This window comes from Nannocystis pusilla (assembly GCF_026626665.1).
In the GTDB taxonomy this organism is placed as follows: Bacteria; Myxococcota_A; Polyangia; order Nannocystales; family Nannocystaceae; genus Nannocystis; species Nannocystis pusilla.
The window spans coordinates 251,777-266,593 of sequence record NZ_JAPNKE010000002.1 but is presented as its reverse complement, the minus strand read 5'-3'; the positions used below and the strand labels follow the sequence as shown (position 1 = coordinate 266,593).

At 74.1% G+C, this 14,817-nt stretch carries 7 protein-coding genes and 3 pseudogenes; 7 read left to right on the top strand and 3 right to left on the bottom strand.

Annotated elements, in window-relative coordinates; all coding sequences use genetic code 11:
* The first annotated feature begins 211 nt into the window (after positions 1-211).
* The 5 genes and pseudogenes from OV079_RS01405 to OV079_RS57045 all read left to right on the top strand — a co-directional run bounded on the left by OV079_RS01405 (position 212) and on the right by OV079_RS57045 (position 10,053).
* Positions 212-3,448, top strand: coding sequence for a VWD domain-containing protein (locus OV079_RS01405; protein WP_267765784.1), 3,237 nt, complete (start codon positions 212-214; stop codon positions 3,446-3,448).
* 369 nt (positions 3,449-3,817) lie between these two features.
* Positions 3,818-5,169, top strand: a pseudogene (locus OV079_RS57060) (sigma 54-interacting transcriptional regulator).
* Positions 5,170-6,423, top strand: a pseudogene (locus OV079_RS57055) (serine/threonine-protein kinase); the annotation flags it as partial.
* Positions 6,424-6,820: 397 nt separating this feature from the next.
* Positions 6,821-7,582, top strand: a pseudogene (locus OV079_RS57050) (nSTAND1 domain-containing NTPase); the annotation flags it as partial.
* Positions 7,583-8,031: 449 nt separating this feature from the next.
* A complete protein-coding gene (locus tag OV079_RS57045; RefSeq protein ID WP_420829489.1) occupies positions 8,032-10,053 on the top strand; it encodes a WD40 repeat domain-containing protein in 2,022 nt (673 codons plus the stop codon).
* A gap of 94 nt (positions 10,054-10,147) precedes the next feature.
* Here OV079_RS57045 and OV079_RS01390 read toward each other — a convergent pair whose 3' ends face one another.
* From OV079_RS01390 to OV079_RS01380, 3 genes are all read right to left on the bottom strand, one after another.
* Positions 10,148-10,792 (bottom strand): choice-of-anchor L domain-containing protein, encoded by a 645-nt coding sequence (locus OV079_RS01390; RefSeq protein WP_267765782.1) that lies wholly within the window; start codon positions 10,790-10,792, stop codon positions 10,148-10,150.
* Positions 10,768-11,868: a DUF4215 domain-containing protein gene (locus OV079_RS01385; protein WP_267765780.1), complete on the bottom strand. Its 1,101-nt coding sequence runs from the start codon at positions 11,866-11,868 to the stop codon at positions 10,768-10,770. The genes OV079_RS01390 and OV079_RS01385 overlap by 25 nt, the downstream gene beginning before the upstream one ends.
* An 892-nt stretch (positions 11,869-12,760) precedes the next feature.
* On the bottom strand, positions 12,761-13,297 hold the full coding sequence (locus tag OV079_RS01380; RefSeq protein ID WP_267765779.1) for a hypothetical protein: 537 nt from the start codon (positions 13,295-13,297) through the stop codon (positions 12,761-12,763).
* Positions 13,298-13,714: 417 nt separating this feature from the next.
* Here OV079_RS01380 and OV079_RS01375 point away from each other — a divergent pair, with 417 nt between their 5' ends.
* Positions 13,715-13,909 (top strand): hypothetical protein, encoded by a 195-nt coding sequence (locus OV079_RS01375; RefSeq protein WP_267765778.1) that lies wholly within the window; start codon positions 13,715-13,717, stop codon positions 13,907-13,909.
* Entirely contained in the window at positions 13,897-14,769 is an 873-nt protein-coding gene (locus OV079_RS01370; RefSeq protein WP_267765776.1) for an MBL fold metallo-hydrolase, read from the top strand. The genes OV079_RS01375 and OV079_RS01370 overlap by 13 nt, the downstream gene beginning before the upstream one ends.
* The last annotated feature ends 48 nt before the right edge of the window (positions 14,770-14,817 follow it).

The window sequence follows — 14,817 nt, the reverse complement described above, 5'->3', positions numbered from 1 at the left end:
AACGGCGTTCTCGGGCCCGCCGCCCCGGCGCGCGGCCGCGACCGCGCAGTGTCCTCGCCGGCCACTCCGGCGACCGAGCGTGTCCTCGCGAGCCACGCCGCGCGCCCGGACGGCCGCAGGAGCTCGCCTGGCGCATGGCACGGCGACTGCACTCGCGCCGCGCATCCGGCCGATCGCGCTCCTGCGCCCCGACCGGACCTTGGGAACGAACATGCGCAAACGTCACCTGCTCCTCACATCCTTGAGTCTCGCCGGCCTTCACGGCTGCGAGGCCGCCGAGCCGCCCGCGGCCGAGGCCGCCGCCCCCCGCAACGTGTCGCTGTGGGAGCCCCCGCTCGAATCGTGCCTCACCGGCGTCAAGATCAGCTTCCAGCACGGCGACGGCACCACCGACGTCGCCACCTCCGTCAGCCAGGGCCTCGAGCAATTCGCTCGCCCCGGCGACCTCGTCGAGCTGAGCTTCGCCGTCACGCCGGGCTGCATCGCCGACCACGGCCCGCGCGTCACCCTGGCCGCGTACACCACCCCTGGCATCACCATGCAATCGCTGGTGCCGGTGCAGCCGCCGCAGGCCTACGACGTCCACACCGCGCGCCTCGAGGGCGGCGAAGCCACCCTGGCGGTGCGCCTGCCCGACTGCTTCTTTCACGTCGCGCTCGCGTTCGGCGAGCCGCTGCCGGTCCTGAGCGCGCCGCGCACCTACGAGGCCGAGAAGCGCCTGATCGCCGCGACCCAGGGCGGCGAGGCCGGCTGCGGCGACGTCCCGCGGCTCGCCGTCGAGGCCTTCGACACCGTCGAGCGCGGCTGGGGCGACGCGCCGCTCGTCACCCACTTCGGCTGGAACATCCTCGCCGGCAAGGGCACCGGCGACCTCACCTGCGAGCTCGACTTCGAGGGCGACGGCGAGGTCGACGAGGTCCTCAGCCCCTGTCCGGTCACCACCAGCGACATCAAGGTCGACGGCCTGCCGGTGCACACCTTCGACCAGCTCGGCGAGCACCGGCCCGAGCTCGTCGTGTCCGAGGGCGGCCGGCGGCTGTGGGCCGGCACCACCGTGCTCGCCAACCACCTCGACTACACGTCCGACGTCCGCTTCCCCGAGCAGCACCCGTACTTCGTCGCCGCCAAGCTCACCCCGGCCGAGGCGCCGACGCTGAGCCAGCTGGTGCTCAGCTACTCGAGCATGAAGGGCCTGCCCAACATCCAGGCCGGCGACGTCGTGGTCGGCCAGGGCGGCGCCGGCTACATGCTGCGGGTCGTCAAGCGGTTCCAGAGCGGCAGCACCCTCACCCTCTACGGCCACCCGGTCGGCCTCGACGAGACCATCGCCGGCGGCTACTTCGGCGTGCGCGACGTCGCCATCTCGACCGCCGACGCCCACTGCGTCGGCAAGTGCATCGGCACCATCACCCCCGTCCCCGCGGCGCCGGGCGGGATCTTCGCGACCAAGCAAGCGCTCGCCCTGGGCGCCGCCGCCGACGAGCTCATGGGCGACGAGGAGGACAAGCTCGGCGTCAAGATCACCATCCCGCTGGCCGAGGGCACCTCGCCCGGGACCGCCAGCGAGGCCGAGGTGTTCGCCGGCATCGTCGTCAAGAAGTTCTCGATCGACGGCCTCGTGTTCGGCGACCTGCGCGTCGACATCGACGTCGCGCCGACGATCGAGGCCTCGGTCGCGGTGAAGGCCGAGATCGCCGACTCGCTGCACCTCGGCGACCTCTTCATCGGCGGCCTGCCGACGCCGATCCCGGTGACCCTGCACATGCGCCCGCGGATCGACTTCGCCATGGCCTTCAAGTGGGCCGGCAAGTTCACCGCCGCGGCCCCGTTCCAGCTCACCCACGACGAGACCGGCTGGAACCACAAGTTCGCGCCGCAGATCTCCGGCGACGCCGACCTGCTCGAGACCGGCCCCGGCATGGAGTTCGCGCTCGAGTCCAAGTTCACCCTCGTCGACGAGGTGGGCTTCATGCTCGGCTTCCTCTACGGCCCGCACGTCGCCCCGTTCGGCGCTCTCGGCCTCAAGGCCACGGTCGACCCCGGCGCTTGCAAGTTCTGCGTCGCGGTGTTCGGCGAGGTCGGCGGCGAGTTCGGCTGGGACGCCCCGTGGGGCCTCGGCACCTTGTTCGACCCGCTGGTCGTCACCCTCGGCGAGCGCGAGTTCAAGAAGCGCTGCGAGGAGTACGACGACGAGTGCGACGACCCGCAGCCCCCCGGCGATCCCGGCGGCACCTGGGGCGATGTCCACGTCATCAGCCACGACGGCCTGCTGTTCGACTTCCAGGCCGGCGGCGAGTTCGTGCTCGTGCGCGCGACCGCGGGCGCCCCGCTCGAGATCCAGGCCCGCCAGGCCCCCCTGGGCGACAACTTGAGCCTCTCGTACAACACCGCCGTGGCCGCCAGGATCGGCGACCAGCGCGTCAGCTTCCACGCCGACATGCCCGTGGAGGTGTACGTCGACGGCGAGGTCGAGCTGCTCGAGCCCGGCGTGCCCGTCGCGGTCGGCGGCGGCGTCCTGCAGCTCGCGGGCGACCGCTACCTCCTCGACTGGCCCGGCGGCGACCGCCTGAGCGTGCGCGTGTTCGCCGACCACCTCGACCTCCAGGTCGCGCTCGCGCCGGCGCGCGCGGGCGCGGTCGAGGGCGTGCTCGGCGACGCCGACGGCGACCGCAGCAACGACATCGGCCTCGGCGGCGGCGTCTTCCTGGCCCAGCCGGTCGGCTTCGAGGCGCTCTACCGCGGCCCCGGCAGCTTCAGCGAGGCCTGGCGCGTCCCGCAGGACCAGTCGCTGTTCGTCTACGCCGCGAACACCGGCCCCCAGACCTACCGCGACGCCCCCTACGCCCTGATGCCGGTCAGCACGCCCCCGCCGAACCCCGAGGACATCGAGCTCGCCGAGGCCGAGTGCAGCGACTGTCCCGCGGCCCTGCGCGACACCTGCATGCTCGACGTCGCCTTCACCGGCGACCCAGCGTTCGCCGACGCCTGCCACGACGTGGCCCCGACCCCGGCCGAGACGATGTACCCGGCCGACGACTACGTGGCCGTCGCCCCGCGCTACGGCGCCGCCATCGACTGCGCCAACGAGAAGGTCGTGTTCCGCGGCCCCGACCTGGCCACCGCCGACCAGTACCCCGAGGGCAAGGACCTCAGCGTCCGCGTCGAGGCCGGCTTCAACTATGACTCGGGGTTCTTCCCCATGGACTACTTCGACACCACGAGCCCGCCGGCCGGCCCCGGCACCCCCGCCTCCGACTGGGGCACCCGCTTCGACTGCGTGGCGATCGGCGACGACGGCTACGGCGAGTGCGCGCTGCGGCTCGACCCCACCGACAGCCCCTGCACCAACCCCATCGACTACAGCCTGTTCCGCTTCCAGGTGCAGGAGATCGCCGGCGAGCCCGCGCTCCACGACATCGCCTACTTCACGGCCCCGTCCGACGAATGAACGCATGTCCCGGGGGACATGTCGCGCGAGCGCGGCATGTCCTCGCTCTGCGGCCATTGCATGCATGACCCGATAGACATGTTCTGAAGGACATTCACCCGCGCCCTGCCCCGCCCGCGCCGACGCCTGCCGAGGCAGCATCGATCCCCTATCTCTTCGGACATGCCCCAAAGGACTCGCGGCGATTGTCCGCACCGCCCCGCCGGCGAGCTCGACCGCGCGCAATCACAACATGTCCCCAGGGCCATATGATGCCCGCGTCCGCCGCGAGCGAACCCGCTCGCGCGCGCCGGCGACACCTCGCCCTCGCACGTCCGGTCCGGGCCGGGGCCGTTGCCGGGCGGCGCGAACGGTTGTATCCGTAGGCGGATGTCGACCGACGACCGCCGGGAGCCGGTGCCTGCCGCCGCGGCCGCGACCCTCGCCTGCGCCGAGCCGCAGGCGGGCCGGGCCAGCGTGCGGCGCTTCGGCCTCACCGTGGTCGAGGGGCCGGCCACCGGCGCGACCTGGCAGTCCGCGACCGATCGCTGCTCGATCGGCTCCCACCGCAGCAACCACTGCATCGTCGACGATCCGACGGTCTCGCGGTTCCACTGCGAGATCGTGATCGACGAGGCCGGCGCCCGCGTGCGCGACTTGAAGAGCCGCAACGGCACCGTGCTCGACGGCGTCAACGTGCTCGAGGCGTTCCTGCGCGCCGGCAGCCTCCTGCGCCTCGGCAAGACGGTGCTCCGCTTCGACCTCGGGGCCGAGGTCAACCGCCTGCCGCTGGCCAGCGAGCCGCGCTTCGGCGCGCTCACCGGGGTCTCGGCGCCGATGCGGGCCACCTTCGCCATGCTCGCGCGCGCGGCCGAGAGCAACGCCACGGTGCTGCTCGAGGGCGAGACCGGCACCGGCAAGAGCCAGGCCGCGCGCTCGGTCCACCGCGAGGGCGCGCGCGCCGACGGCCCGTTCGTCGTCGTCGACTGCGGGGCGATCCACGGCAACCTGCTGGAGAGCGAGCTGTTCGGCCACGAGAAGGGCGCCTTCACCGGCGCCACCGAGCGGCGGATCGGCGCCTTCGAGGAGGCCTCGGGCGGCACCCTCTTCCTCGACGAGATCGGCGAGCTCCGCTCGACCTCCAGCCCAAGCTGCTGCGCGCGCTCGAGGCCCGCGAGGTCCGGCGCGTCGGCTCCAACGCGCACCGCCCGGTCGACGTGCGCCTCGTCGCCGCCACCAACCGCGACCTGCGGACCGAGGTCAACCTCGGCAAGTTCCGCGCCGACCTCTACTTCCGCCTCGCCGTCGTCACCATCCGCATGCCGCCGCTGCGCCAGCGGCCCGAGGACATCCCGGCCCTGGTCGACGAGATCCTCGCCTCCCTGCACGCCTCGCCGGCGCAGGTCGAGCCGCTGCGCGACCCCGCCTTCCTGGCCCGGCTGCGCCACGCGGTGTGGTCCGGCAACGTCCGCGAGCTCCGCAACTACCTCGAGCGCTGCATCGTCCTCGGCCCCGGCCAGGCCGAGCCCGAGACCGGCGAGGCCGGCGGCGACGGCTTCGTCGTCGATCCCGCGGCGCCCTACGCCGCCGAGCGCGTGCGGGCCCTCGCCGACTTCGAGCGGCGCTACTTCGCCGGCCTGCTGCGCCTCCACGACGGCAAGGTGGCGCGGGCCGCCGACGCCGCCGGCATCGATCGCGCCTATCTCTACCGCCTGCTGCGACGCCACCGCATCGAGCCGTAGATGGACCGGGGCGGCCGCGACACCGGCGCGGGGCTCGGGCGCGCGACGGCCCCGCTGACGCAGCCGCTGGCGGCGCCCGGGGCCGCCACGGAGCTGTCTCTCGGGCCAGGTCGCTGGCTCAAGCACTACGAGATCATCCGCGAGCTCGGCCGCGGCGGCATGGGCCGGGTGTTCCTGGCCCGCGACACCCGGCTCGCCCGCCTGTGCGCGATCAAGCTGCTGCACGCCTGGGGCGGCGAGCGGGCCGGGCGGTTCCTCGCCGAGGCGCGGGCCACCGCGCGCTGCCGCCACGAGCACATCGTCGGCGTCTACGAGGTCGACGAGGTCCAGGGCTGCCCGTACATGGTCCTCGAGTACCTGGAGGGCCGCACCTTGCGGGCCTGGCTCGACGAGCGCGAGCCGCTGTCGCCGCGCCAGGCCGCCGAGCGCCTGCTGCCGGTCGTGCGCGCGCTCGCGTGCGCCCACGCGATGGGCATCGTCCACCGCGACCTCAAGCCCGAGAACGTGCTCGTCGGCGACGCCGGCCAGGTCAAGGTGCTCGACTTCGGGGTCGCCAAGCGGCTGACCGGCGACGCGGCGAGCTGGCTGGTGACCGACGGCGCCCCCGGCCCCGGCGACGGCCCCACCCTCGACGGCGCGTGCGTCGGCACGCCCGCGTACATGTCGCCCGAGCAGTGGCTCGGCCGCCCCGTCGACGCCCGCACCGACCTCTGGGCCGCCGGCCTCGTCCTCCACGAGATCCTCACCGGCGCCCACCCGCTCGCGCCCCTGTCCGCGGCGCGCCTGGCCGGCGTGCGCGACCTGGCCGCGCCGATGCCGAGCCTCGCCGCCGCCCGCCCCGATCTCGGCCCGATCGCCGACCTCGTCGACGCCTGCCTGGCCAAGGACCCCGAGCGCCGGCTCGCCTCCGCCGACCTCCTGCTGCGCGCCCTCGTCGCCCTCGTCACCGACGACGCCCCCTCCGCCCGCGACGCCGCCCCGTTCGCCGGCCTGGCCGCCTTCCAGGAGGCCGCCGCCGCCCGCTTCTTCGGCCGCGAGCGCGACACCGCGGCCGTCCTGGCCCGCCTGCGCCAGCAGCAGCTCGTCGTCATCGCCGGCCCCTCCGGCGCCGGCAAGTCCTCGCTGGTGCGCGCCGGCCTGATCCCCGCCCTCAAGCGCTCGGGCGCCCGCTGGGACGCCTTCATCCTCCGCCCCGGCCGCCGCCCCCTGCTCGCCCTCGCCGACGTGCTCGCCCAGCTTCGGCCCCCGGGGCCGCGCGCCGCCGAAGCCTCGCCGCGCGCCGTCGCGCCTGCCGGCGCCCCCGGCGACCGCCCCGACGCTCACGGCGCTCCATCCCTGCGCGCTCGCGCCCGTTCCGGACCCCGCCGTCCTGTCGCCCCACGGGACCGCCCCCGCGGCCTCTGCGAGCAGCGGGCACCCGCGCGTTCTCGCGCCTCCCTCCGCCGCCGACGCCTCGCCCCCGCGCGAAGGCGCGCCGACGCTTCCCGCCGACGCCTCGCCCCCGCGCCAAGCCGCGCCGACGCCCGCCAAGCACGCCTCGCCCCCGCGCCAAGCCGCGCCGACGCTTCCCGCCGACGCCTCGCCCCCGCGCGAAGGCGCCCCGCTCCCGCGCGACCTCGCCCCTCCGCCCGACGCCGACGCCCTCGCCGCCTTGCTCCCCGACCGTCCCGGCCACGCCGGCGCCCTCCTGCGCGCGCACTGCCGCGCCGGCGGCGGCCATCTCCTCCTGTTCGTCGACCAGTTCGAGGAGCTCTACACCCTCGGCGCCGCCGCCGACGAGCGGGCCGCCTTCCTCGCCTGCCTCGAGAGCGCCGCCGACGACGCCTCCTCCCCGGTGCGGGTCGTCCTCGCCGTCCGCAGCGACTTCCTCGACCGGGTCGCCGAGGACCGCCGCTTCACCAGCGAGGTCACCCGCGGCCTCGTCCTCCTCCCGCCGCTCGGCCCCGACGCCCTGCGCGACGCCCTCGTGCGCCCGGTCGAGGCGGCCGGCTACCGCTTCGAGGGCGACGACCTCGTCGACGAGATGCTGGCCGCCCTGGCCAGCACCCGCTGCCCGCTCCCGCTGCTGCAATCCACGGCCGCCCGCCTGTGGGACACGCGCGACGGTGCGCGCCGGCTGCTCACCCGCGCCAGCTACCACGCCCTCGGCGGGGTCGCCGGCGCGCTCTCCACCCACGCCGACGCCGTCCTCTCGACCCTCGCGGCGCGCGAGCAGCAGCTCGCGCGCGCGATCCTGCTGCGCCTGGTCACCCCGGAGCGCACGCGCGCCGTCGTCAGCCTCGCCGAGCTGCGCGCCCTCGCGCCCGGGGGCGACGCCGCCGTCCAGGTCGTGCAGCGCCTCGCGGCCGCGCGCCTCCTCCTGATCGGCGCCGGCGACGAGCGCGACGGCGCCACCGTCGAGCTGGTCCACGAGTCGCTGGTCGAGCGCTGGGCCCGGCTGCGCCAGTGGCTCGACGAGAGCCGGCAGGACGCCCATTCCTGGCCCGACTGCGCGCCGCCGCCCAGCAGTGGCGCGCCAGCGGCCGCGCCGAGGGCACCCTGTGGCGCGAGGACGCCGCCGAGGAGGCCCGCGTGTGGTCAGGCCGCCGCCGCGCCCCCGAGGCCGCCGCCCGCCTGCCGCTCGGCGCCGACGAGGAGCAGTACCTCGCCGCCGTCGTCGCCCGCCTCGGGCGCGCCGAGGCTCGCCGCCGGCGCCGCCTGTTCGCCGTCATCACCGCGCTCGTCGCCGTCGCCGCGGTCGTCTCCTGGCTGGCCTTGCGGGCCCGCGCCGAGGCCCTGCGCGCCCACGACGAGACCGCCCGCGCCGAGGCCCTGGCCGCCCGCGCCGACGCCGAGGCCCGCCAGGCCCGCAACGCCACCCGCATGGCCGCCGCGCGCGAGCTCGAGCTCCGCGACCCGACCACCGCCCTCGCCCTCGTGCGCGAGCTCGAGCCGCCCGACCTCCCGCGCGAGTGGGCCGACCTGGCCCTGCGCGCCCGCGACGGCGGCCTTTACGTCACCGTCCTGCCCCACCCCGCCCGCGTCCAGCACGCCGCCTTCGCCCCCGACGAGCGCAGCGTCGCCACCGCCGGCGAGGACCACCTCGTCCGCCTGTGGCACGACGACCGCGAGCCTCGCGTGTTCGCCGGCCACCGCGCCAAGGTCAGCACCGTCGGCTTCAGCCCCGACGGCCGCCTCCTCGTCAGCGCCTCCGCCGATCGCACCGTCCGCCTGTGGCCCGTCGACGGCGGCGAGCCGCGGGTGCTCCGCGGCCACGACCGCGCCGTCACCTCGGCCGCCTTCAGCCCCGACGGCCGGCGCCTCGTCAGCACCTCCTTCGATCACACCGTGCGCGTGTGGCCCGTCGACGGCGGCGGCGAACCGCTCGTCCTGCGCGGCCACTCCGACGCCGTCCTCTTCGCCGCGTGGAGCCCCGACGGCCGGCGCCTCGCCAGCACCGGCTACGACGCCACCACCCGCGTCTGGTCGGCCGAGGGCGGCGCGCCGCTGGCGACCTTCGTCGAGGAGCACGGCTGCTACGCCCTCGACTGGAGCCCCGACGGCGCCGCGCTCGTCGTCGGTTGCAACGACGACGCCGCGCAGATCCACGACCTCGCCCGGCCCGAAGCGCCGCCGCGGCGCCTCGCCGGGCACGACGGCCCCGTCATGGCGGTCGCCTGGAGCCGCGACGGCCGGCGCGTGCTCACCGGCTCGTACGACGCCACCATCCGCGTGTGGCCGCGGGGCGGCGACGGCCCGCCGCAGGTGCTGCGCGGTCACGAGGGCGCCGTCCACTCCCTGGCGTGGAGCCGCGACGGCCGGCGGATCCTCGCCGGTTCGTGGGACCGCAGCGCCCGCGTGTGGCGCCCCGAGGGTCGACCGCCGCCGCGGGCCGTGCACGCGCCGGGGGAGTCCATGCACGGCGCAGCGTTCGGCCCCGACGGCCGGGTCGCCATCGCCGAGCACGACCGCGTGCGCGTGTGGGATCCGTCCCGCGACGGCCCCGACGGGGTCCTGCGCGGCCACGCCGGCGCGGTCTACGGCCTCGCCTGGAGCCCCGACGGCCGCCGCCTCGCCACCGCCTCCACCGACGCCACCGCCCGCGTCTGGGACCTCGGCGGCCGCGAGCCGCGGGTGCTACAGGGCCACGGCGACTGGCTCGCCGGCGTCGGCTGGAGCCCTGACGGCCGGCGCCTCGCCACCGCCTCGGGCGACCGCACCGCGCGGCTCTGGGACCTCGCCGACGGCCGTGAGCTCGCCGTGCTGCGCCACGACGAGGCCGTCAACACGGCAGAGTGGAGCCCCGACGGCGCCCGGATCCTCACCTCCTCGCTCGACAAGGCCGCGCGCGTGTGGGGCAGCGAGCGCGGCGACCTGCAGCTCGTCCTGCGCGGCCATCACGAGTCGGTGTTGGCGGCCACGTGGAGCCCCGACGGCCTGCGCATCCTCACCACCTCCGAGGACATGACCGCGCGGCTGTGGGACCCCGACAGCGGGGCCGAGCTCGCGGTCTTGCGCGGCCACGTCGGCGGCGTCACCCGCGGCGCGTGGACCCGCGACGGCCGCTGGATCGCCACCTCGTCCAAAGATCGGACCGTGCGCGTCTGGCCGGCCGACGGCGCCGGCGACCCGCTGGTCCTGCGCGGCCACGACGCCACCGTCAACACCGTCCACTGGGACCCGGGCGGTCGACGGATCGTCAGCGCCTCCCACGACGGCAGCGTGCGCCTGTGGACCGACCTCGAGACGCTCACCCGCGTCGACGACCCCGAGCTGTGGAGCGCCACCCGCCACTGCGTCGACGTCGACCGGCGCGTCGCCCTCCTCAACGTCGCGCCGGAGGCGGCCGCGGCGGCGCGCGCCGCCTGCCTGGAGCGCGTCGCCCTCGCCGGCCCGGCGCTGTGAATCGTCACAAGGCGAAAAGGACATGTCCTCGTGGACATGTCCTTTTCGCCTCGTCTCATGATTCAGGCGCCGCGCGGCGGCGCCGTCTCACGGCTCACATCGGCGGCATGACGCCGCAGTCGTCGACCTCGCTCGGGACGCAGCCTTCGCAGTCCCAGCGGAAGTTGTCGAGGAGCGCGGTGCTCGTGTAGTACGAGTCGCCCATATCGGTGATGAAGAAGCCGATCGTGATGTCGGCGCCGGGCTGGACGCCGCCCTTGGCGGTGAACCAGTCGGAGCACGCGTGCTGCTCGAAGCCGGTGCCCTGCAGCTGCGGCTCGGCGTAGGTGTAGCCCGGGCCGTCGTAGTACGGGTCGAGCGCGGTGATCGTCAGCGGCAGGCCCTTGGTCGGGTCGTTCGGGTCGGGGATGAACGTGACGTTGCCGGTGTAGGGCTGGACCGGCGGGTTCGAGTTGGGGTTGGCCGGCGTGGGGTCGACCTGCCAGGCGACCAGGAGGTCGTTGAACGAGGTGTCGACGAAGGTCGGCCACTCGCCCGAGCAGAACACGAAGTCGAAGGTGTAGCCGAAGGTGCCGGCCGGGACCTTGGTCTTGAACGTGAACCACAGCTTGTCGTTCGGGTCGGCGTCGGCGATGTCGAACCACTGGTGCTGCAGCGTGTCCGAGCAGTCGTTGATGCCGTCGCAGTCCTGGAACGGCATGCCGCCGCTGCCGTTCATCGGCACCATCGGCGCCGGCATCGTGTCGGGCAGGTCGGGGTTTGGTTGCTGCCGACGAACCCGGACTGCGAGTTCGGCGGCTGGGTGACGATCCCGTCGCCGTTCGGCGCCGAGATCGTGCCGGTGCTGATGATCAGCATGGTGTCGCCTTCACGCGGGCTGTAGAGCAGCTTGTTCGGCGTGACGGGGTCCATGTCGTGATCGTACGTGTAGGAGCCGAAGCCCTTGGCGATCTGCCACGACGCGTTGTCGGTCGCGTTGAAGCTCCAGTCGGTGATCTGGATCGAGTTGGCGGGGCTGTCGTTGCAGATGCCGATCGCCTTGTGCGCCTGGGTCTTGTCGGCCTTGTCGGCCAGGTTCAGCGCGTCGTCGCAGACGACGTAGTCGGCCGGGGCGTTGCACGAGGCCGGGAAGAACGGGGTGCAGTCGTTCTTGCAGAAGTCGCCGGGGCCGCCGTCGACGTCGTTGCCGTCGTCGCACTGCTCGTCGCCTTCCTCGACGCCGTTGCCGCACTCCGGGGGCGTCGGCGTGCAGTCGGGCTCGCAGCCGTCGCCCGGCTCCTGGTTGCCGTCGTCGCACATCTCCGGCTCCTGGACCGTGCCGTCGCCGCACTCCGGCTCCGGCGTGGCGGTCTGGCAGTCGGCGCTGCACTCGTCGCCGTCCTCGGTGTTGCCGTCGTCGCACACCTCGCCCTGCTCGATCGTGCCGTTGCCGCACTGCGGCGTCGGCACGCAGCTCGGCTCACAGCCGTCGCCCTCGACGTCGTTGCCGTCGTCGCACGCCTCGCCGCCCTCGACCTCGCCGTTGCCGCACACCGGGTCCGGCGTGCCCGTCGTGTCCGGCAGGGTGGTGCCGTCGGTGTCGGTGACGCCCGCGGTGGTGTCGGTGGTCGCCGCGGTGGTCGAGTCCCCCGAATCCGAGTCCGTGCCCGCCGAATCGGTGGTCGTCGGCGCGGTCGCCGACGCTTGCGACGTCTGGGTCGTCGTCGGCGTCCCGCTGTCGTCCGTCGTCGCCTCGGAGGCGCTCCCGCCGTCGGTGGCGGTGCCAGTCACGTTGTTGCCGTCGTCGCCGCACGCCGCCAGCAACAGGGTGCTCAATCCAATGCTCAGGGTTCGAGTCGTCATTCGGCTGTTCCTCATGGGTAATCCTTGTGGGTCCGGCGATCGCGCGATGACCGCGATCGCGCATGCAACCCCCACGGTACCGCACAGGATCTGCGGGGTCGGTCGCCCCCGAGAGACGAGACTCACAGGCCACAGCGAGGTCACGATGTGCGCCGATCCACGCCGCGAGGCCGCGGGCGGGCGACGGATTCCGCGTCTTCTGGCGCGATTCCCCCCGCGGCGCGCACACGCGGCATTCGTCTGTTGACCCCGATTCAAGGACATCGGACAAACCCCGATATTAATAATCGGTGCCGGGCCTGCGCCGACGTCCGGCCTTTCGCCGGGAGAATTTTCGAGCCGCGCGGCGATTCGCGCGATCCCCGTCGGAGCGGTCCGTCGAGGCGGCGCGGAAGCGAGCACTTCGCGCGCCGCGGCCGCCGCGCCGAACAATGACAGCACCCGCCGGGTGCCCTCATTTCCGTCGTCGCGGTGCGTCGCGGCTCGCGTCCCCGCTGCCGTCATTCGCACGTCGTCGCCGCGATCGCGAACCGAAGCGCGTCGCGCCGCGCGGCCGCGAGAGGCGGCGATCGCAGCGCGACGAAACGGCGACGAACCTCGTCGGCGGCCCGGCTCGGGCGGTCGAGCGGGGCCGCCCGATTCACGGTTTTTGCCGCCTGACAGCACGTGCGGGTCGGCTTGAGCCGGAATGGCGGCTCCAGGCGAGCGGCGCTCGGGTCGCTTGGCCTCTGACGTGAGCGCCCGCTCGCATCAGCCCGCGTGAAACGTGCCGTGAGGGCGACCCGGGCCGCTCCCGGCCAATGGCATGACATGTCCGATTCGACATGTCATGCCGACGCGGCTCGGCGACCGGCCGGGCCCGGACCTACTGCTTCTGGCACAGGTTCCACTCGGAGTTGACGCACAGCTTGCCGCCGTTCATGCCGGCGTTGGTCGCCTCGACGTCCTGGCACACCCAGTTGGTGCCGTCGATGCACGTCTCGCCGACCTGCTTGTTGCCGCTCGAGCAGGCGGCGATGCAGATGCACTCGCCGGTGTCGGCGAACTTGATGTACGTGCCGTCGGCGCAGTTCTTCGGCACGTCCGGGTCGTCGCAGGCCTGGCCGAGGGTGGGGTCGCCGGAGAACGGCACGGAGCCGAGCGAGAAGTCGCCGTAGCAGGCCTCGCCGCCGGTCGTGGTCGGCGTGCCGCTGGTGCCGTTGGTGTCGTTGGTGTCGCCGCTGGTGTCACCGCTCGGATTGCCGGTCGGGCTCCCGCTCGGGTCGCCGCTCGGGTCGCCGCCCGTCTCGCTCTCCTCGGTGGAGCCGGTGGTCGAGTCGTCCGGTTCGCCACAGGCGGGCGCGAGCAGCAGCGCGGCGAGGGTCGAGGTGCGGAGGACGGTGGAGCTGAAAATCGTGGGCATTTGGGTCGTCTCGCTACCGAGATGCCGGCCGAATCGCGCCGTCGCAGCGGTCGCACGCTTCGTCGCTTGCGCGAGCTCACATGTCCTCGCGCGCGTCGGCGCCCGCCTGCGCGAGGCCGTCCGCCACGGAGCCCATCCCCTCGCGGCCGCCCGTCGACCGACTCCCTGGTCAGCGCAGCCGCGAATCATGCGACCTCGGGCCGCTCGCCCGCCGGCACCGCTGCATTTGCGGCCGCGGTGCGTCCCGGCGCCGCACCCGGGTCCGCCCCCCGGGCCGCCGTGCTAGCGTTCCCCGCATATGGCCGGCTCCACTTCTAAAAACATTGCGTCCGCTGCGAGCGCGACGTCGCGGTCGAATATCAAAACTCCGCCGCCGCGCGCCGCTGGTGGCGCCTGTACTTCCTGATCCCGATATTCTTGCTGCCCGCCTCGCCGTTCCTCGCCTCCGACTATGTCATCTGCCTGCCGCTGATGATGTCGTACATGGTCGGCATGGGCCCGGTCCTGTCCATCGTCCGCGAGGTGCCGGCCTGCGCCGAGTGTGGCGCGCTGATCCTCGCCGAGGAACAAGGCCCCGCCGCTGCGCGTACACGCGCCCCATGCGTGCCCTGATCCTCGCCCTGACGCTGGTCGCCTGCAGCGGCGGCCACGACTCGCGCCCCTCGACCGCCCCCGAGCCCTCGCGGGTCCCGATCGCCCTGACCTACCTCGGCGTCGCCGGCTGGCAGCTCGACGCCGGCCCCACCACCATCCTGGTCGACCCCTACTTCTCGCGGCCCGACCTCGACGGCCCGCTGGTCCCCGACCCCGCCGCCATCGCTGCCCATGCCCCAAAGCGTGCCGATGCGATCGTCGTCGGCCACTCCCACGTCGACCACGTCCTCGACGCCCCCGCGGTCGCGGCCGCCACCGGCGCGCAGCTCATCGGCAGCGAGAGCACCGCCCGCCTCGCGCGCGCCAGCGGCCTGCCGGACAGCAAGATCGTCGCCGTCCACGGCCATGAGCAAATCGCCGGCGACGGCTGGTCGGTGCAGGTCGTGCCGAGCCTCCACTCGAAGATCGGCGACGAACACCTCGGCGGCGAGATCGCCGCGCAGCCGCAGCTGCCGATGCGCTTCGCCGACTACGCCGAGGGCGGGACCTTCGCCTATCTCGTCGAGGTCGCCGGCCGCCGCGTCCTGTTCCTCGGCACCGCCAACTTCATCGAGGCCGAGGTCACCGGGCTGCGCCCCGACATCGCAGTGATCGCCACCGGCCTGCGCGAGAAGGTCGACGACTACACCTGTCGCCTCATGCGCGCGCTGGGCCAGCCCCCGCTCGTCTACACCAACCACTTCGACGACTGGCAGGCCCCGCCCGTCGACGAGCCCGCCGACGACGACCTGCAGGCCTTCGTCGCCGAGGTCAAGCGCTGCGCGCCGGCGACCCGGGTGGTGATCCCGCGCCACTTCGAGCGCATGGAAGTGCCGTGAATCGCGGCGCCGTACGGTCACCGCGCCGCGATTCACAAACATGTCCGA

Coding starts and splice junctions, on each gene's coding strand:
- OV079_RS01405 (WP_267765784.1), top strand. CDS start 212: ATGCGCAAACGTCACCTGCTCCTCACATCCTTGAGTCTCGCCGGCCTT.
- OV079_RS01380 (WP_267765779.1), bottom strand. CDS start 13,297: ATGCCCACGATTTTCAGCTCCACCGTCCTCCGCACCTCGACCCTCGCC.
- OV079_RS57045 (WP_420829489.1), top strand. CDS start 8,032: ATGGCCGCCGCGCGCGAGCTCGAGCTCCGCGACCCGACCACCGCCCTC.
- OV079_RS01370 (WP_267765776.1), top strand. CDS start 13,897: ATGCGTGCCCTGATCCTCGCCCTGACGCTGGTCGCCTGCAGCGGCGGC.
- OV079_RS01390 (WP_267765782.1), bottom strand. CDS start 10,792: ATGCCGGCGCCGATGGTGCCGATGAACGGCAGCGGCGGCATGCCGTTC.